This is a genomic window from Bacteroidota bacterium (genome assembly GCA_016183775.1).
GTDB lineage: Bacteria > Bacteroidota > Bacteroidia > JABDFU01 > JABDFU01 > JABDFU01.
The window spans coordinates 1-18,521 of sequence record JACPDY010000073.1 but is presented as its reverse complement, the minus strand read 5'-3'; the positions used below and the strand labels follow the sequence as shown (position 1 = coordinate 18,521).

Below are 18,521 nucleotides of genomic sequence, written 5' to 3'. Positions count from 1 at the left end.
TTGAAGTGGATGTGCTTCCTCCGCTATCTCTTATTGTAACTGTATATGTGCTTGTTGATACCGGACAAGGATTTATATTTTGAGTGGTAGAACCATTGCTCCAGGAATAGGTATATGGACTCGTGCCGTTTGCTCCACTGGAAGTTACAGTTGCACAGGAATTAGGACAGACCGAGCTTCCTGTGGCAGTAACTGTAGGGCCGGTACAATTATTTCCTGTAATATTGAAAATGGTTGTTTGTGATTTGTTGCAGTCTGATGTTACTGTAACTGTATACGTCCCCGGGCAAAGTCCGGAAACCGTATTGGTATTACTTATACTATTTGTAATACTGATTCCATTGCTCCATGTATAGTTGAAATTAGCTTGCCCACATGTTACATTAACTGTTGCACTACCATTACAAGGAGCACAGGTGGTGGAGTTTACCTGTATCAGGCTGAGAGATGGATTATTGGGTACGTAGCGGAATAATGCGTTTGAAAAAGTACTGCTTGCACCGGTAAGCCCGCCGAATATATATATATAGCCATTGTTGTCAATCCATGCGACACCGCCCCCACCGGCATCCGGTCGATTTGCAGGAGCGGAAACTCCTTTTGTTCCATAAATAGCTGCCTGATTGGTAGTGTTACTTCCGCTGATCCAGGTCCATTGATTTGTTAATAGATTATAGTACCACAGATCATTGCGTGATCCTGTGCTGGAATACCCGCCAAACATCCAGAAATTGCCACACTCGTCTTTAACTCTTGCCCGGGTTTCATGTCTTGAGGGAGGATTATTTGCAGGAGCACTGACACATTGCGCTCCATAATTACCTGCATTGTTTTGGGTGTTGGGTCCCTTTACCCATGTCCATTCATTAATTGCAAGAGTGTATTTCCATAGATCATTTGTATAACCACCAGGGAAAGCGGTAACATTGCCGCCAAAAAACCAGAGGTTGCCTAATGCGTCAGTCCACGATGCATGTGGCCACCTTGCTCCACCGGGAGTGTTCGTTGGTGCTGAGGTACCTTGTGTTCCATATACAATTGCGGAATTCCAGGTATTGCTTCCCTTCATCCACGTCCATTGATTAGTTGCAACATCGTATTTCCAAACATTATCACCGTCATTGGTGCGTCCGCCATAAAGCCAAAGATTCCCGAGGTTGTCAACACCGGATCCGACTGCTTCATCATGACCACTGGGAGTATTTGCCGGTGCCGCTATACCCATAACTCCAACAACAGCCGCAGCGCCTGCAACATTTGAACCATGCATCCATGTCCATTGATTGGTTGCAATATCATATTTCCAAAGATCATTTAGAAGAGCCCCTCCAGGATTGTTTCCTCCAAACAACCAAAGGTTTCCCGAAAGATCCGTCCAAGATGCTATACCATGAGATCTTGCACCCGGATAATTAGCCGGAGATGGAACTCCTTTTACTCCATAAACTCCTGGTTGGTTAACTCCTGAGGGTCCTTTTATCCAAGTCCATTGATTGGTAACAGGATCGTATTTCCATAAGGCGCTGTAACGGTTACCAGCCATTGTATTTAATCCTCCGAAGAGCCAGAATTTCCCATTGTTGTCTTTCCATTCGCATGGTTCATATAAAGCAGGTGGGGTATTTGTCGCATTGGGAACACCTTGTACCCCAAATATACCAAGCGAACCCGGAGTATTGTTGCCATGCATCCATGTCCATTCTCCCGGAGTTTGAGCCATACCTGTTAAAGAAATAAATAGTAAGATCGGGCACATAAAACGAAAAAAGCCCCGTTCGATTTTTTTTCTCATAAGTTGTATCAGGGTGTTGTCAAATTAATATTCACACTACACCCGTTCTTGTCGACAATATTTATATTATATGCCCCGGGGCAAAGTTGACTTTTGTACCTGTTGGCATATCCATACGGCCAGGAGTAGGAATATGGACTGCTTCCGCCGGTTGCATTTACCATTAGCCACTCCTTGCAACCACATCCAATGCAGTTTGAGGTGCCCTTGGTAAATTGTCCTGACAATGGCGGCGGAGAGGTTATTGTTGTGGTTGAGGTTGACGTACAACCTTTGTTATCTGTTATGGTAACTGTATAAGTTCCCGTCGACAAGCCTGAAACCTGGAACCCTGTACCCGGAACCCCGCCACTCCAGTTATACGTATAAGGTGAACTGCCGCCACTTCCTGCAGCGGCTGCTGAGCCTGTCGAAGCACCGCTGCAATTTATATTGGTTGGAGTGATCAATACAGTTACAGCAGGATGAACTGTCACCACTGCCGTTGAAGTGGATGTGCTTCCTCCGCTATCTCTTATTGTAACTGTATATGTGCTTGTTGATACCGGACAAGGATTTATATTTTGAGTGGTAGAACCATTGCTCCAGGAATAGGTATATGGACTTGTTCCTCCTGCGCCACTTGAATTTACTGTTGCACAGGCGCCCGGACACATACTGCTACCCGTAGCTGTCACTGTAGGACCGGCAGAACAATTAATAACTATTACAGTAGAACCAACAGTATTTGTACATGCTCCTGTGGTTACCTGGTGACTGATGCTGTAAGTCCCCGCTGATAAAAAAGTATAAGCATAGTTAAGAGTCGTTCCGCTTACAGCCGGAGCCGGGGCCGGGGGGGTTAAAGTCCAGACGTAAGTCCCTGTTGTGCCTGCATTCGTAAAGTTTACTGTAGTGCCTATGCAAACAGTTCCGTTCGGTGATTGTGTGAATGCTGCATTTGCTGTACTTGTACTGGTTATTGTGGCACTTGATGTGGCGGTACAGCCGTTACTTCCGGTTATCGTTACAGTATAGGTGCCGGGACCAACGGCTCCCTGGTATTGACCAGTGAAACCATTACTCCAACTGTATGTGTAAGGCCATGCTCCGCCTGTGCTAACATTTGCAGTAAGAGTGCCATTGTTGACATTTCCGCCCGAATTACACGCAATATTTGTTTTTGATATTCCAATTACCAGGGGCTGAGCGTTCACACTCAGGGTCTGGCTTGTTGTACAGCCATATTTGTCCGTTACTGTTATGGTATAGGTGCCTGTATTTAATCCGCCCGCCATTTGCGTAGTTTGTGTATTGCTCCATAAGTAAGTATAGGGTGAACTTCCATTTGCCACATTTATGTTTGCAGTTGCTGTATTGCTCGCACAAGACCACTGGCTTGAAGTCGATAAAAGCATTGCAGGTGATTGGATAATATTGATATTGTATACTGCGGTGCAGCTTCCTGCGTCAGTTATTGTTGCGGAATAAGCTCCGGCACATAATCCTGTTGCGATTTGGTTGCTCACCCCATTGCTCCACAAATAGGTATAAGGTGTAGTGCCTCCACCCGGTGTTATTGTCGCGCTGCCGTTGCAGGAAGCGCTGCAGACGTTTGTTTGTACACTTGTTATTGTTAAACTGCTACCGCTGGCAGGCACTGTAACAAAGGTTGTGTCAATGCTGCAGTTGATAGTATCACTTACGATCACCCGATAATTACCTGCACAAAGATTGCTGATATTTTGAGTGTTTCCGATCTTTGCCCAGCTGTTGTTGTACCATTTGTAATTATATGAACCAACGCATCCACCGGCAGCTGTTACTGTTGCAGTTCCTGTACATCCGCAGCCCGAAGCTGTCGCAGTGGGGGCAAGAGTGAGTGTCGGAGGAATAAACTTTGACATGAACGCTCCTTCATAATCTGTTCCGCCGCCGTTGAATGTTGCGTCGTAGTACGCTCCTCCTCCCGGATTTGTTACAGGGTAGGTTGCGTTATTGACCGAAGACCCGTTGAATTCTGTCCATTCGCCGCCCACAAACAGGTTGCCATTCTTATCTAGTGCTAATGCATCCCGGTGATCGTTGCCACTTCCGCCAAAATATGTAGACCACAACAGTACGCCGCTATTTGTGAATTTTGTAATAACACCATCACCTCCAGGGTAAGAGGTTCCGGTAGGGCCATTATAGCTATTATCATTATAGCCGGTATAGCATGAATTTTGTATAGTTACATCAGTAGAAATAGTTAAAAAACTAACATACACATTATTGCAGTTGTCAATAACGATGTGATCATATTCATTATTTAATCTTTCGCCTGTGCTGCCCCCATACCTGGTGGCCCAAAGCAGAACTCCTGCATTGTTGAATTTAACAATGAAGATTCCTCCGGAGGCAGGCTGATAGTAAGCACCTCCGCCTGGATTTAAAAGGGCTGTGTTATTAAGATTAGATGCTGTACCCATAGCAAAAATATTTCCGTTTTTGTCTGAACGGACTGTATATCCAACCCCGGAACCTCCTGCGCCTCCATAATGGGTAGCCCATAAAAGCACACCTGTATTGCTGAATTTCAAAAAGAAGCCATCTGTTTGAGAGCCGTTTATAGGTTGGAAATATGCGCCTCCTCCCGGATTTAAAACAGGGAAGCTGACACCGCCACCATTTAGTGTACTACCGGTAACAAATACATTGCCATTGGGGTCGGCACAAATAGAGTTTCCAATATCATTCCAGTCTCCGCCGTAATGTGTAGCCCAGATTCGTACTCCGGTATTGCTGAATTTCAAAATAAAACTATCTTCTGCGTTAGCACCCTTTGCAGCTTGAAAATAAGCTCCTCCACCCGGATTTAAAACAGGGAAGTTAGTTGCCAGGGTCCAGCCGGTTACAAATACATTTCCTGCAGGATCGGTACAGATGGAATTGCCGCTGTTCCAATGGTTGGTACCTCCGTAAACGGTAGCCCAGAGTCTTACACCGGTATTGTTGAATTTTAAAATGAATGCGTATCTGTTGAAAGTACTCACTTGAAAATAAGCTCCGCCGCCCGGGTTAAAAACCGGAAATAAAGCGCTGCTGGCCAATCCCGTGACAAAAATATTTCCAAAGGGATCTACACATATAGAATTTCCTATTTCAAGGCCTGCGCCATAATACGTCGCCCATATCAGTACACCTGTGTTGCTGAATTTTAAAATAATTGGGTTTTGACTTCCGACAAACGTCCCCTGGAAATAAGCACCGCCACCCGGATTAGCCGTCGGAAAGCTGGCAGAATAGAAATAGCCTGTCGCAAATACATTGCCACTTTGATCGCAATCTAAAGCTGTTATTCCGTTCCAGATACTTCCACCGCCATAAAAAGTGGCCCATACAAGTTGAGGGTCAATGATTATAGTTTCGTGTTTGAAGTTTAAAGTTGCAAGCTCAAATGCGATTTCCGTTTCAAACCCGCGACCAATTCCGCCAGCGTTGCAGGGGTTTACTTTTGTTTTTGAAAAATAACTTGTAATATTTTTCTTTGTATTCTCGCTGTAGCTGATCGGCGCGTTTTCTGTTAATGTTCCATAAGAAGTTTTTATTTGAATGTCACCTTGTTCGTTAATATCCAGCTTTTCTTCAGAGCGGTAAATAAGTTTTATTTGCTTGGGGTCGCTTCCCGGGTGAACGACAAAGTCGTATTTAAAACCTTTGCTTTCGGCATTGTAGAATACCCAATCAATCCCCGGATAAATTTCTTTGATCGTTATTTTTTCATATGTATGGACATCTGTTATGCCTTCAGGGCAATGTCCTAAAAAGTATTGGGAGAAATCATCACTTTTTCCTTCTTTTATGATATTTTCTTTTTTGACAGACGCGTTCTTTAAAAACATATCTATCCGGCTCCACTTTACTCTTTTGTTTTCTCCATCCAGCGTCATAGTGGACGGAACCAAAGTGTCATGTTCTTTTTCTTCAGCTTTCAGGAACACATACGTCAATCCCTGTTCAGTAATATACATGTCCATTCCGGGCGCATGCGTTTTGAATAGTACAAATGGGACGGGTTTTCCATTCATATCTGCCAACTGTCCTTTGTTTTCTATGAATCTTACAGGTTGTTCATGCATCCATTGCTGTGCATTAGCTTTTAATTTAGGGTCAGTTGTTCTGAACCCAAACATTGAAGGTGCCAAAAGCGTAAAAAAAATAAACATTACAGAGTTAAAATGTGACCTCATTGCTTTATTTTATGGTACCACCCAAGTTAAGCTATTCATAAAAAGTATCCCATTTAAAATATATAAATATATAAATATTGAAAAATTATTTTATCTGATATTTTTATTAAAATAGCTATTATTTTATATAAAATACAAATATATTGTAGTTAAAATATAAATTTCGGGTAATAGATTTATAGACCTGAATTTGAATAATTCCTTATCCTTGTCAGCGGTATGATAGTCTAACGAATGAAGAGGTATTCAGGGAACTAAGCTTATTAAGGTTCAATAGAGTGTTTTAGAGGGGATGAACAATATGAAATGTCTCCGAACTATTGTTTACCTGATAGCTGCGCCGGCTTTTTCTGTGTAGGCCTTTATGAGTTTTTCCATTATTTTTTCGATCTGTTTATCAGTAAGGGTTTCATTCTCATCAAGCAAAGTGAAACTGATGGCATAGGATTTTTTTCCGGCTTCAAGCTTGTTGCCTTCATACACGTCAAATATCCTCACTTCCTTTAAAAATTTTCGCTCAGTTTGATAAGCGATCTGTTCAAGTTGCTCAAATGAAACAGCCTTGTCAAGCAAGAGTGCAAGATCTCTTCGCACGGAAGGAAACTTAGGTATTTCGTGGTATTCAAATTTCTGTTTTTTTATAAGCTCCAGGATATTATCCCAGTTAAAGTCAGTATAATATACATCCTGTTTTATGTCAAATTGCTTCAATAAAATTGGTTTGATCTTACCAAAACGAACAATCTGTTTTTTACCCGAATAACCATTGAGGTTTTCGGTCAGCAGATCATCATTGGCATTTGTTTCATATTTCAGTCCTGTCACGCCCAGGCGTGATAATACGGTGTTAACATAGCCTTTCATCGAATAGAAATTCGTTGAATCATATTTGTTGTTCCAGCTTTCAGTTTCTTTGCGGCCAGTTACAAATAGCGCCAGGTGCTTATTCTCAATGTATTTGCCCTCAATTGTTTTCAAATATGTTTTGCCGAATTCGTATAATTTCAGATCACTGTTTTTACGGTTAATGTTGTACGATACGGCTTCAAGTCCGCTGAATAAAAGCACTCTTCGCAAAATATTAAGGTCGGAGCTGAGTGGATTTAAAACTGAAATAAGTTCAGTGGAATTGACCGAAGATAAATTAGTATAATAATCAGATCTGGTCAGCGAATTGGTCATGATCTCGCTGAAGCCATTATTGCTCAATAGTTCGGCAATCGTATGTTGTACTTGTTCCGGATCAGGTTTGTCAGAGTAGGAAAGGGAAGCATGTATCGCAGACGGAATTTCAACATTGTTGTAGCCATATATCCTTAGTACTTCTTCAATAACGTCGACTTCACGTTTTACATCAACCTTAAAAGGGGGCACCGCAAGCATTAATGCATCGGCACCTTCGGTAATTATTTCGATGCCTAACGATACCAAAATATTTTTTATGATCTTTTTCCCGATCTCTTTTCCGATAAAATCATTGCAATTTTTATAAGATAATCCGACTTTGAAAGGTTCAATTTTAGTCGGGTAAATATCGATTATTTCAGATGTTATTCGTCCGCCCGCTATTTCCCTGATGAGTGCAGCTGCACGTTTAAGCGCATAAACAGTCATGTTTGGATCGGTACCGCGTTCAAAGCGGAAAGACGCGTCAGTTTTTAGTCCATGTCTTTTAGATGTTTTGCGGATATGAACCGGATCGAAGTATGCACTTTCTAAAAATATAGTTGTTGTTTTTTCTGTGATACCAGAATCAATACCTCCATACACGCCTGCAATACACATGGGATCGGTAACATTGCAGATCATAAGATCTTCGTTGTTCAATTCGCGCTCAATACCATCCAGTGTTTTAAACTTTGTTTTAACCGGTATTTTCTTTACGATCACTTTTTCACCGGTAATTTTATCGGCATCGAAAGCATGAAGCGGCTGCCCCAATTCATGCAAAACAAAATTTGTAATATCAACAATGTTGTTGATCGGTTTCAGGCCAATGGTTGTAAGTCTGTTCTTCAGCCAGTCGGGCGACTCACTTACTTTGATCCCGCTAATTGTGATGCCCGAATAACGGGGGCAACCAATCGTATCTTCAATAATAACATCAATTTTTTTGTCGGTATTATCATTAGTGAAGCCATTCACGTTAGGCAATTCAAGTGTAAGCGGTTCGGTATTATTTAGCAAAGTCTGGTAGTTGAGATAAGCTAAAAGGTCTCTTGCAACGCCAATGTGAGACGCGGCATCTGCACGATTGGGTGTAAGTCCGATCTCAAAAACATGATCATCTTCCAGTTTGAAATATGCTTTTGCGGACATTCCTGTAACTGCCGAACTATCAAGCACCATTATGCCATCATGCGAAGTGCCCAGGCCGATCTCATCTTCGGCGCAGATCATTCCTTCCGAAAGTTGCCCGCGTATTTTCGATTTTTTTATTTCGAAGGGTTCGCCGCTTGTTGGATATAATGTTGACCCGATCGTTGCGACCAAAACTTTTTGGCCGGCCGCGACGTTTGCAGCACCGCAAACAATATTTAAGAGAGTTCCTGTTCCTGTATCAACAGTTGTTACGCTCAGCCGGTCGGCATCAGGGTGTTTTTCTTTTGTTTTTACTTCGCCAACAACAATGCCGTTCAGCCCGCCTTTAACGGCAGCCACTAATTCAATGCTTTCTACTTCAAGTCCGCAATCGGTTAGGATCTTTCCAGCTTCTTCGGCTGTCAGGTTGATCTTCAGGTAAGTTTTAAGCCAGTTGTAAGAGATCTTCATTTTTGTAAGTCTTCAATTCTGCACTAAAATAAGAATTTTTAAGGTGCAAAGAGACAAGTTATCTATACCCGAACTTTTCTGGCAGCCTTTATTTTGGAAATACTAACATCACCTCTGATTGCGATCAGAATTTCGATGTTGTCGGATTTTATTCTGTAAATTATTAGGTAAGCACCTTTGATAATATTTCTATATATTTTTGTCTTTGTGTGTAGATGCCTGCACTCAGGATGGAGATAGAATTGCTTGTTTAAAGATGCGATATTTTCATAAAGATCCTCAATGAAATAATTTGCGGCTTTTGTTCCAAAGGTTTCAACTCCGTAGTCGTATATATTTTAAGACTTTTTTAGAAAAGTTTAGAAAATATTACTTTTCGGATTTTCTTTTCCATTTATCGATCCTCTTTTTAAGTTCTTCGATAGGATAAAAAGGTCCTTTTTCAGATTTTTCTATGAGAAATTTTAATCCTTCAGCGGTAAGTGAACTTCCTGGGATCGCTAGATTGGCGTTAACTATAAATTTCATTTTGGCTTTCTCCGATTAAACTTCTATAGAGAAAATAGGGATAAAAAGCAATTAACAATTAACAGTGCTTCAAAATTTCCCCGCAAATAAATTCAGCTGCCTTTCCATCGCCAAACAATTTAGGGAAATTCAAATTTGTTTTGTTGGAGAAAAGATCATAAGCCGCAATAATTTTATTTTCATCTGCGTCGGTAATTATCGCACTGCCGCATTCAACAAGCTCAATCCATTCCGTTTCTGAACGTAAAATAATGCAGGGCTTTTTAAAAAAAAACGCCTCTTTTTGTACACCACCGGAATCGGTCATCACCAGTTTACAGTTTTTTTCAAGCGCGATCATTTCAAGGAATGAAGCGGGTGGCACGATCTTTATAAGCGGATCCTCTTTTATTTTTTTATATAATTCAGCCGGCAAATTTTTATCCAGCAATTTGGCTGTACGGGGGTGAAGCGGAACTACAATAGTGATCTTTGATTTTGTTGAGATCTTTAACATAGAACTGAATAGTGCGGAAAGACGTTTCGGGTCGTCCGTATTCGTATTGCGATGAATCGTCGCTAAAATAAATTGTCCGCTTTCTAATTTAAGCTGTGATATGATATTGGTTTTCTGATCGGCAATACTTGAGAAATAAAGACTATTATCATACATCACATCACCACAGTGATATATTTTTGGATTATCTGCTGTATAAGGAGCGGGATTATTTTCAATGAAGCCTTCTTTCATTAAATTGTGGTACCCGGTTTTGGTAGGAGAGAAGAGTAATGTAGAAACATGATCGCATAAAATGCGGTTCACTTCTTCAGGCATGGCTTTATTGTATGAACGCAAGCCCGCTTCGATATGTACAACAGGGACATGTATTTTAGAAGCCGCGATGGCACCTGCTAATGTTGAATTGGTATCGCCATATAACACTATGCAATTGGGGCTTTCCTTTTCAAGTATTTCTTCAATCCCAACTATCATGGCAGCGGTTTGCTTGCCGTGAGAATCTGAACCTATGTTTAGATTATAATTTGGTGCCGGAATATTGAGTTCATCAAAAAACACCTGGCTCATGTTCGGATCGTAATGCTGGCCGGTATGCACGATCACTTCTTTGATTTTATCCGAATAGCTTTTGCTTATCGCTCTGCTCAAAGCAGCAGCTTTAATGATCTGCGGACGGGCACCTATTATGGTAAGGATTTTAAGCATATTTAATTTTGATTCGCTTGCCTGCCGAATTCGCCTCAGGCGGAGTAGGCAGGTTATCCGCACTACATCATTCCTTCATCCGCAAAACTATAATACCCCGTCTCGCTTACTATAACATGATCAAGAACAGGTATTTCCAAAAGTCTTCCTGCTTCCTTTAATTTTTTTGTTATTTGTATATCCTGTTCGCTGGGTTTGGTATTGCCTGATGGGTGGTTATGACATAAAATAACCGAACAGGCTAAGTTTTCTACTGCAGATTTAAAAATTATTTTGGAATCGACCACCGTTCCCGATACGCCGCCACGACTGATCATCTCTTTTTTAATAATATTGCCAGATCGGCTTAAAAGCAGCACCCAAAATTCTTCATGAGGCAGGTCAAGTAAAAGTGACTTAAATATCTCATAAACACCGGCACTGGTTGTTATTTTTTCGCGTTTTATAACTTCTGTTTCTTTTCTCCGGCGGCCAAGTTCCAACGCGGCAATAATGCTTATCGCTTTGGCTTCACCAATTCCCCTGAATTTTGTTAGGTCATTTATTGTTAGCTTTCCCAGCTCATTCAAATTGTTATTCACTGAATTTAAAATACGTTTTGAAAGCTCAACCGCTGTTTCTTCTGTATTTCCGCTTGCTATTAGAATAGCGATCAACTCGGCATCACTTAATACATGACGGCCTTTACTCATGAGTTTTTCGCGGGGCCGGTCATCTTCAGCCCAGGCCGTAATTGGAAGATTTTCCTTTAATGTTTCCATTTATTTTATATAATGCGTAAATATACTGATACTATTTTGTTTAGAAATACTTGGTATCAGTATAACTGAATCCAAGCAAATTTTCGCACTGACAGCCTTTTAACCTGCTATGATTCAGTAATAAATAATGAGTATTAAGCCGTCCTCCAAAAAGAAGGATATTTTTTTGGTAAAAAGAGGGTAAAATATTGTTATTTTTATGTCCCTTATGAAAATCGATAAACACATAAGCGCCTTATTATACGAACACGATTGCGTGATCGTACCTGATTTTGGAGGATTTGTGACGGGGTATGCTGCTGCCAAAGTGCATACCACCCAGCATGTGTTTACTCCACCCCATAAAAACATTACTTTCAATAAGCATTTAAAGAGCAACGATGGCTTGTTAGCTAATCAAATAGTAAAGGCTGAAAACAAGACTTTTTCGGAAGCGAATAACATCATTAGCAGTTTTGTTGCAGAAAGTAATGGCGCATTAAAACGAGGTGAGAAGGTAACGCTTGAATTGGTCGGTTCTCTATACCTGGATATTGAGCGTAACATACAATTTGAGCCGGATAAATCGGTTAATTATTTGGTGGAAGCTTTCGGAATGATAGCAATTCAGTCATTACCTGTTAAGCGTGAGAATATACAGGAGCGTATAGAAAAGAAGTTTGTTGACCGTGAACCGATTCCGCAGGAAAGAAAGAGAAGAAAAACATTGGCTTACATTACAACCGCCCTGGCTTTGTTTATAGCTACTTCTCTTATCTGGTTGTCGGTTGGTACTGATATATTGAAAAACGCTAATTATTCATCCCTCAATCCATTTGCTGAACGGATCGCCCTGCTTTACAAAGTGCGCCCGGAAGTTAAGCCTGCATTGTCGGATAAAGATCTTAACCCTGGTAAATTTTCCTTACCCATAAATGATACGCTGCCCCTCGCAACTTTGTCCTTAATTGATGATGTTGACCATAAACTGGTGGTTCGTTTGCATGAAAATGTTTCTGTTGCCGCCCATGAGAAGGACAAAACAGCCGGCGTAAATAATGGCACTAAATTGGTGGCCGGTCTGAAATATCATATCATTAGCGGTTGTTTTAAAATTGAGTCGAACGCCAATAATTTTGTGGCCATGATGAAAGCGAAAAACCTGAATGCTGCTATAATCGGCAAAAATAAAGATGGTTTATTTATGGTAAGCTGCGGCGATTTTTCCAATAAAGACGAGGCCGAGAATGAGCTTGCCAAGGTTCGTACGATCACTGCGGCATGGGTGTATGAGAATTAAAAAAGTTAGCAAAAAAAGAAGTTGGCAAAGGGCAATTGGCAAACGATAATCACTGCCAACTGCCAATTGCCAATTTTTTTTATTCTTTTCTCTTTCTGCCGTATACTACTATTGAAGCCACCAACAATCCGGCAAAGATCAACAACCCAACAATTCCCCACCAAAAATTTCCGAAGTCTTTCAGTTCAACAATAAATACTATTGCCACTAAAAAAAGGGTCGCCACTTCGTTCCAGAAACGCAATTTGATCGCGGACCATTTGAATACATCATTTTGTAATTGTTTGTATAAGGCGCCGCATTGAAAATGATAAAGCGTTAACCCAAAAACAAATGTGAGTTTAAGCAACAGCCATCCCGGAAAAGAAATGCCGAACATTTCATACGCCAGCCAAAATGCGAATGTGTATGTAAGTATAGCGGAAGGCCAGGTAATGCCATACCATAGCCGTTTTTGCATGATCTTAAACTGTTTGGAAAGAATTGATTTTTCGGGTTCGGGCTTATCCTGGGCCTCTGTATGATAGATGAAAAGGCGCGGAATATAAAATAATCCCGCAAACCAGGTCACTACGAATATGATGTGCAGCGCTTTGATGTATAACATAGCGTAAAGTTATAAGTTATACGATCATAAGTTGGATGAATACAACTATATTTTTCACCATTAGCAGTGTTTGGGCTAAAGCTCGGTTATCTTTTATTTTTCATTACCCCGACCTTAAGGTCGGGGTAATGAAAGGCACACCAACGTGGGCTTTAGCCCAAACTATTTTTGATTATTAATATTTTCGAACAACTACTACAGTATAAACTTTAACTTATAACTTTACAACATGGCAAAATCGAAAACCGCAAAGGAGTCACTGGCAATAACAACTGAGTTTGTTTTGCCCAACGACACAAACGCATTAGGCAATCTTGCCGGAGGCAAGTTGTTGCATTGGATGGATATTACCTCTGCAATAGCTGCTCACAGGCACTGTAAGCGGGTTGTAGTAACAGCTTCTGTAAATAGTGTTTCGTTTGGCCATGCAATTAAATTGGGAAGCATAGTTACTGTGCAGGCGAAAGTTTCACGTTCATTTACGTCTTCAATGGAAACATTTATCGATGTGTGGGTCGAGGATGCTGTTACCGGTGAACGGACAAAGTCTAATGAAGCTATCTACACCTTCGTTGCTGTTGATCAGAATGGCTCACCATTACCTGTTCCTGAATTGATCCCTGAAAGTGAAGAAGAAAAGGAGCGTTATGCAGGCGCTTTGCGCAGAAGACAGCTGAGTCTGATCCTTGCGGGTAAAATGAAACCCGCAGAGGCAACGGAGTTGAAGGCGCTGTTTCTTTAAAAAAAGCACTGTTTTTATTTGTTTACTATTAGTAAACTTTTATCTTTGTGTTGTGTTTAATATCATAGCAAGAAGGACGCTATTGGAATATTGTAAAAAATATCCTTTGGCTAAGAATGCATTACTTGAGTGGTATAGTGAGTTGCTGAAAAGTGAATTTAGGAACTTTAACGAATTGAAGAAGATATATGGAAATGCGAGTTTAGTTGGAGATAACAGAGTTGTGTTTAATATATTGGGAAATAAATACAGATTGGTGGTCCGGGTTGCTTTTGAATATAGGACAATGCAGGTAAAATGGTTTGGAACGCATGCAGAATATGATAAGATCAATGTTAGTAGAATTAAATATTCAGGAAAATGAAATTAAAGCCTATTAAAACAGAAAAGGAGTACAATACATATCTTAATTGGGTGGATGGAATGTTTGACAAAAAAATAAAACCCAACACAGCTGAAGGAGAAAACCTTCAGGTTGTACTTTTGCTTATTAAGGATTATGAGGATCGGCACTATGCGATACCGATACCAAATCCGGTTGCAGCGATTAAATTGAAAATGGAAGAAAGGGGTTTAAGGAGTAAAGACCTTGAGCCATACATCGGCAATAAGAGCTATGTTTCACAAATTTTAAGCGGGAAAAAACCGCTGACCCTTTCAATTGTAAAAGCACTTCATAAGTTTCTTGGAATACCCGCTGAGATTTTATTGGCTTAAGAAGTCCACGATCTGGTTTTCATCAATTTCCTTCATACACTTAAAGTCTCCTTTGGGACATTTATCATAGCCAATCTTAGAACAAGGCCTGCAGCTTAAATTTTTCACCTCAATTGTTTCGTTCCTCACCCCTCGTCCCTCGCCCCTCGCCCCTGTATAAGCATACATCCCAAACTCCGGAACAGTATTCCCCCAAACAGAAACAATTTGCTTTTGAAAGGCCGCCGCTATATGCATCAGGCCGGTGTCGTGTGTGATTATTTTTTGAGCTTGTTTTACAAGTGATGCGGATTGATTGATGTTATATTGATTGCAGGCATTAAAGATCAGGTCACCAACCGCCTTTTTGATCTGATCGCCTTTTACTTCATCCTCTTTCCCGCCTAATAAAATGATCGGAGTGTTTAGTTTTTTGCAAATGGAAATTATTTTTTCAACGGGTAATTGTTTTGTGGCATGCGCAGCGCCAACTACAAAACCAATATATCCGTTGCGGTGTGTTTCGGGCAATGTGCCGATGTTTATTTCGTCTTTTGAAGGGATAAAATAATCCAGGCCTTTGCCGTCATTGCTTACATTAAGTTGGTTGACGGTATCCATGTAACGGTCGACAATATGGATTGCAGGCAGCCTGTTAATTTTAAAACGAACCATTAAAAATTTTTCAATATTCAGCTTGTTGAATGAAGAGGATGGTTTTTTAAGTTTTCGCTTTACCTGTAAGCTTCGCAGGTTATGGTGAAGGTCGACTACAAAATCGAAATTTTCTTTTTTGAGATCCTTAATGGCTTCGTCAATGTTTTCTTTAATGGTGTGGACTTTGTCAACATACGGATTACCTTCTAAAAGAGAGCCGAAGCTTTTTTTTGTTAGGTAATGTATCTCAACATCCTTGAGTTGTGTTTTTAAACAGCGTATAACAGGTGTTGTTAAAACAATGTCGCCTATAGAGCTAAAGCGTATGATGAGTATTTTTTTCAATTAGTAATAATTTACTTACTCCTCAATCAGAATAAGTTGCAATGCAGTAATTTTTTTGAAGCCTTTGTCGGCGGAAAGGAGCGGGGCATCAATATAAATTGATGTGGCAGCAATAATAGCATCAGGAAGTTTAATCGCGTACTTTTTTCTTATTTCGATAACGCGATCCTTTATTTCGGAATTGATATCGATAATAACGCACTCATCAATAAATTGCTTAACCTTTGAAATTTCATCATTTGAAATTCCGTTGTATCCCAATAATTCTAATTGCGTTACAAAGGAAATATATAGTTGTTTGTCATTAATTAAGTTAGCAACAGTTTTATTTCCTGACAATAGAAACAGCGCTACATTAGTATCAATTAAAAAATTATTCCCACTCATCTCTCATTCTTTTTTGAATATCAAAGGGAGATTCTTTGAGTTTAATAACCCCGCAATATTTGTACGCATTAATGCCTCTTCTGAATTTGATCTTTTTTAAGAAGCGTTGAATTTGTTGCTTTGTACTGTTAAGCTTTATTACAGTTACCATTTTTATTAGTATTTATACGTAAAGTTAGTAAAACCATTTCACTTTTTAATAATTGATTTATCGGTAAATTAGTGGCTCAATATGTCCGAAACATTTCTCGATACGCCCATTGAATACCTAAAAGGTGTTGGTCCGAGCCGGGCCGAACTTTTAAAAAAGCAATTGCGTGTGTTTACTTTCCATGATCTGTTAACGCAATACCCGTTCCGGTATGTTGATCGTACTAAATTTTACAAGGTAAATGAAATAAATGTTGACCTTCCTTATGTACAACTGCGCGGAAAAATATCACGTGTGGAATTGGTGGGGAAGCAAAGAGCGAAACGTTTTGTTGCTTATTTTGCAGATGAAACAGGCACAATGGAATTGGTTTGGTTCCGCGGATTGAAGTGGATAGCTGATAAAGTAAAACCCAACGCAGAATTTGTGATATTCGGCAAACCCGCCATATTTAACAATAAGTTCAATATTGCCCACCCCGAAATTGAAGAGGTAAGCGATGAAAATACCCGCCTGGCGAGCGCCCTTCAGCCTGTTTATAATACCACCGAGCTGATGAAGAATAAAGGACTCGACAGCAGGGGTGTGTATAAGTTGATTAAAACACTTGTCGCTAACATCAGTAAAAATGTTCCCGAAACCCTTTCTGATGAATTGCTGGCGGAATACAAATTTATTTCGCGGGAGCAGGCGTTTAAAAACATTCATTTGCCTGAAAGCCCGGAGGCCTTGCAAAGGGCGGAGTACCGCTTGAAATTTGAAGAGTTGTTTTTTATACAATTGCGATTATTGCGCTTAAAAGTTATCCGCAGCAAAAATTTTAAGGGATTTGTTTTTAGTAAAGTCGGAGACTATTTTAATAATTTTTATTCCCATCATTTACCTTTTGAATTAACTAATGCCCAAAAACATGTGATCAAAGAGATTCGTGCGGATATGGGTTCAGGTAAGCAGATGAATCGTTTGTTGCAGGGCGATGTAGGGAGCGGAAAAACATTAGTGGCCTTAATGACCATGCTCATTGCGATGGATAATGGTTTTCAGGCCTGTATCATAGCTCCCACAGAAATTCTCGCCAACCAGCATTATGAAACCATAAGTAAAATGGTGGGGGAGTTGCATATAAAAGTTGACTTGCTTACAGGTTCTACAAAAAAATCGGAGCGAAAAATTTTACACGCTCAGCTGCAAAGTGGTGAGTTACATATTTTGATTGGCACACATGCTTTGCTGGAAGATGAAGTGTTGTTTCAAAATCTTGGTCTGATCGTTATTGATGAACAGCATCGTTTTGGAGTGGCTCAACGCGCGCGAATGTGGAAAAAAAATACGCAACCCCCCCATGTGCTCATTATGTCGGCAACCCCCATACCACGCACACTGGCCATGACTTTGTATGGCGATCTGGATGTGTCTGTTATTGATGAATTACCCCCTGGCCGTAAACCAATATCCACCTCACATAAGTTTGATTCGCAGCGTTTGCGTGTGTTTGGTTTTATGAAAGAGCAGATCGCTTTGGGGCGGCAGATCTATGTGGTATATCCCTTGATTGAAGAATCGGAAAAGCTTGACCTGAAAAATTTAATGGATGGGTATGAAAGCATTGTGCGGGCCTTTCCGGCACCTGGATATCGGGTAAGTATTGTACATGGGAAAATGAAGCCGGCCGATAAGGATTTCGAAATGCAGCGTTTTGTCAAAGGTGAAACTCATATAATGGTGGCTACAACTGTTATTGAAGTAGGCGTTAATGTACCAAATGCCAGCGTAATGGTGATCGAAAATGCCGAACGCTTTGGTTTGTCGCAATTGCACCAGTTGCGCGGCAGGGTAGGGCGGGGGGCCGATAAGAGTTATTGTATTTTACTTACTTCATTTAAACTGAGCGCCGAGTCAAAAGTCCGTATTGAAACAATGGTACGGACCAATGATGGTTTTGAGATCGCTGAAGTTGATCTGCGTCTTCGCGGACCCGGTGACCTGGCGGGCACACAGCAAAGTGGGGTTGTTGACCTGAAAATATCGGACCTCGTTAAAGATGTACAGATACTGCATTTGGCTCGTAATGCAGCAACAGTGCTTTTAGCCGATGATCCTAATATAGAGAAGCCTTCAAATGTACGTATTGCAAATCAGTATGTTCGTATTAATCAAAGTAAAATTAATTGGAGCAGGATAAGTTAATCCTCGCCGGCTTTTCCATTTGAGGTAGGGTCAGCGAATTTTGTTAATTTAGATAATATATCAGTAGTGTTTTGATATTACTCAAAGATATTCAATTGATTACGATTTAGTTCTTTGAAATTTTGTTTTATTGAGGTTGCAAACAGTTGCGGAATGGGCGTTTTGTCAAAAATGCTTATGCTCAAAATTTGTAATATTTCGT

At 40.5% G+C, this 18,521-nt stretch carries 16 protein-coding genes; 5 read left to right on the top strand and 11 right to left on the bottom strand.

Annotated elements, in window-relative coordinates; translation table 11 throughout:
• The 7 genes from HYU69_09075 to radC all read right to left on the bottom strand — a co-directional run.
• On the bottom strand, positions 1-1,792 hold a 1,792-nt coding region (locus HYU69_09075; protein ID MBI2270491.1), incomplete at its 3' end, for a hypothetical protein.
• 8 nt (positions 1,793-1,800) lie between these two features.
• A complete protein-coding gene (locus tag HYU69_09070; protein ID MBI2270490.1) occupies positions 1,801-6,003 on the bottom strand; it encodes an SBBP repeat-containing protein in 4,203 nt (1,400 codons plus the stop codon).
• Between the two features lie 324 nt (positions 6,004-6,327).
• Positions 6,328-8,775 (bottom strand): phenylalanine--tRNA ligase subunit beta, encoded by a 2,448-nt coding sequence (locus tag HYU69_09065; GenBank protein MBI2270489.1) that lies wholly within the window; start codon positions 8,773-8,775, stop codon positions 6,328-6,330.
• 62 nt (positions 8,776-8,837) lie between these two features.
• The gene (locus HYU69_09060; protein MBI2270488.1) at positions 8,838-9,110 is read right to left on the bottom strand and encodes a type II toxin-antitoxin system RelE/ParE family toxin; all 273 of its coding nucleotides are present in this window, start codon (positions 9,108-9,110) and stop codon (positions 8,838-8,840) included.
• Between the two features lie 34 nt (positions 9,111-9,144).
• Positions 9,145-9,303 carry a hypothetical protein gene (locus tag HYU69_09055; GenBank protein MBI2270487.1) on the bottom strand — a complete coding sequence of 53 codons (159 nt, stop codon included), beginning with the start codon at positions 9,301-9,303 and terminating at the stop codon, positions 9,145-9,147.
• A gap of 58 nt (positions 9,304-9,361) precedes the next feature.
• Entirely contained in the window at positions 9,362-10,507 is a 1,146-nt protein-coding gene (gene wecB / locus HYU69_09050; GenBank protein MBI2270486.1) for a UDP-N-acetylglucosamine 2-epimerase (non-hydrolyzing), read from the bottom strand.
• A 62-nt stretch (positions 10,508-10,569) separates the two neighbouring features.
• A complete protein-coding gene (gene radC / locus HYU69_09045; GenBank protein MBI2270485.1) occupies positions 10,570-11,268 on the bottom strand; it encodes a DNA repair protein RadC in 699 nt (232 codons plus the stop codon).
• A gap of 199 nt (positions 11,269-11,467) precedes the next feature.
• Between radC and HYU69_09040 the strand changes: the two genes are divergently transcribed.
• The gene (locus HYU69_09040; protein MBI2270484.1) at positions 11,468-12,547 is read left to right on the top strand and encodes an HU-CCDC81 and SPOR domain-containing protein; all 1,080 of its coding nucleotides are present in this window, start codon (positions 11,468-11,470) and stop codon (positions 12,545-12,547) included.
• A gap of 79 nt (positions 12,548-12,626) precedes the next feature.
• Here HYU69_09040 and HYU69_09035 read toward each other — a convergent pair whose 3' ends face one another.
• The gene (locus HYU69_09035; GenBank protein MBI2270483.1) at positions 12,627-13,154 is read right to left on the bottom strand and encodes a CopD family protein; all 528 of its coding nucleotides are present in this window, start codon (positions 13,152-13,154) and stop codon (positions 12,627-12,629) included.
• Positions 13,155-13,383: 229 nt separating this feature from the next.
• On the opposite strand from HYU69_09035, the gene HYU69_09030 reads away from it, so the two are divergent.
• Genes HYU69_09030 through HYU69_09020 form a run of 3 tightly spaced genes read left to right on the top strand, consistent with a single transcriptional unit; the run spans position 13,384 to position 14,613 of the window.
• Positions 13,384-13,896 (top strand): acyl-CoA thioesterase, encoded by a 513-nt coding sequence (locus HYU69_09030; GenBank protein MBI2270482.1) that lies wholly within the window; start codon positions 13,384-13,386, stop codon positions 13,894-13,896.
• A gap of 52 nt (positions 13,897-13,948) precedes the next feature.
• On the top strand, positions 13,949-14,260 hold the full coding sequence (locus HYU69_09025) for a type II toxin-antitoxin system HigB family toxin (GenBank protein ID MBI2270481.1): 312 nt from the start codon (positions 13,949-13,951) through the stop codon (positions 14,258-14,260).
• The gene (locus HYU69_09020; protein MBI2270480.1) at positions 14,257-14,613 is read left to right on the top strand and encodes a helix-turn-helix domain-containing protein; all 357 of its coding nucleotides are present in this window, start codon (positions 14,257-14,259) and stop codon (positions 14,611-14,613) included. Before HYU69_09025 ends, HYU69_09020 begins: the two co-directional genes overlap by 4 nt.
• Here the strand turns inward: HYU69_09020 and HYU69_09015 are convergent.
• From HYU69_09015 to HYU69_09005, 3 genes are read right to left on the bottom strand one after another with little or no spacing between them, the layout of a single operon-like run.
• Positions 14,602-15,594, bottom strand: a complete 993-nt coding sequence (locus tag HYU69_09015; GenBank protein ID MBI2270479.1) for a glycosyltransferase family 9 protein — start codon at positions 15,592-15,594, stop codon at positions 14,602-14,604. The two genes, HYU69_09020 and HYU69_09015, sit on opposite strands and share 12 nt — an antisense overlap.
• A 15-nt stretch (positions 15,595-15,609) precedes the next feature.
• Positions 15,610-15,981, bottom strand: coding sequence for a type II toxin-antitoxin system VapC family toxin (locus HYU69_09010; GenBank protein MBI2270478.1), 372 nt, complete (start codon positions 15,979-15,981; stop codon positions 15,610-15,612).
• Positions 15,968-16,132 (bottom strand): hypothetical protein, encoded by a 165-nt coding sequence (locus HYU69_09005; GenBank protein ID MBI2270477.1) that lies wholly within the window; start codon positions 16,130-16,132, stop codon positions 15,968-15,970. The genes HYU69_09010 and HYU69_09005 overlap by 14 nt, the downstream gene beginning before the upstream one ends.
• An 81-nt stretch (positions 16,133-16,213) precedes the next feature.
• On the opposite strand from HYU69_09005, the gene recG reads away from it, so the two are divergent.
• Entirely contained in the window at positions 16,214-18,319 is a 2,106-nt protein-coding gene (gene recG / locus HYU69_09000) for an ATP-dependent DNA helicase RecG (GenBank protein MBI2270476.1), read from the top strand.
• Positions 18,320-18,521: the final 202 nt, after the last annotated feature.

Excerpts from the sequence above, each read along its gene's own strand:
- HYU69_09020 (MBI2270480.1), top strand. The coding sequence starts at position 14,257 with ATGAAATTAAAGCCTATTAAAACAGAAAAGGAGTACAATACATATCTT.
- wecB (MBI2270486.1), bottom strand. The coding sequence starts at position 10,507 with ATGCTTAAAATCCTTACCATAATAGGTGCCCGTCCGCAGATCATTAAA.
- HYU69_09035 (MBI2270483.1), bottom strand. The coding sequence starts at position 13,154 with ATGTTATACATCAAAGCGCTGCACATCATATTCGTAGTGACCTGGTTT.
- HYU69_09030 (MBI2270482.1), top strand. The coding sequence starts at position 13,384 with ATGGCAAAATCGAAAACCGCAAAGGAGTCACTGGCAATAACAACTGAG.
- HYU69_09005 (MBI2270477.1), bottom strand. The coding sequence starts at position 16,132 with ATGGTAACTGTAATAAAGCTTAACAGTACAAAGCAACAAATTCAACGC.
- radC (MBI2270485.1), bottom strand. The coding sequence starts at position 11,268 with ATGGAAACATTAAAGGAAAATCTTCCAATTACGGCCTGGGCTGAAGAT.
- recG (MBI2270476.1), top strand. The coding sequence starts at position 16,214 with ATGTCCGAAACATTTCTCGATACGCCCATTGAATACCTAAAAGGTGTT.
- HYU69_09010 (MBI2270478.1), bottom strand. The coding sequence starts at position 15,981 with ATGAGTGGGAATAATTTTTTAATTGATACTAATGTAGCGCTGTTTCTA.
- HYU69_09070 (MBI2270490.1), bottom strand. The coding sequence starts at position 6,003 with ATGAGGTCACATTTTAACTCTGTAATGTTTATTTTTTTTACGCTTTTG.
- HYU69_09065 (MBI2270489.1), bottom strand. The coding sequence starts at position 8,775 with ATGAAGATCTCTTACAACTGGCTTAAAACTTACCTGAAGATCAACCTG.
- HYU69_09055 (MBI2270487.1), bottom strand. The coding sequence starts at position 9,303 with ATGAAATTTATAGTTAACGCCAATCTAGCGATCCCAGGAAGTTCACTT.
- HYU69_09040 (MBI2270484.1), top strand. The coding sequence starts at position 11,468 with ATGTCCCTTATGAAAATCGATAAACACATAAGCGCCTTATTATACGAA.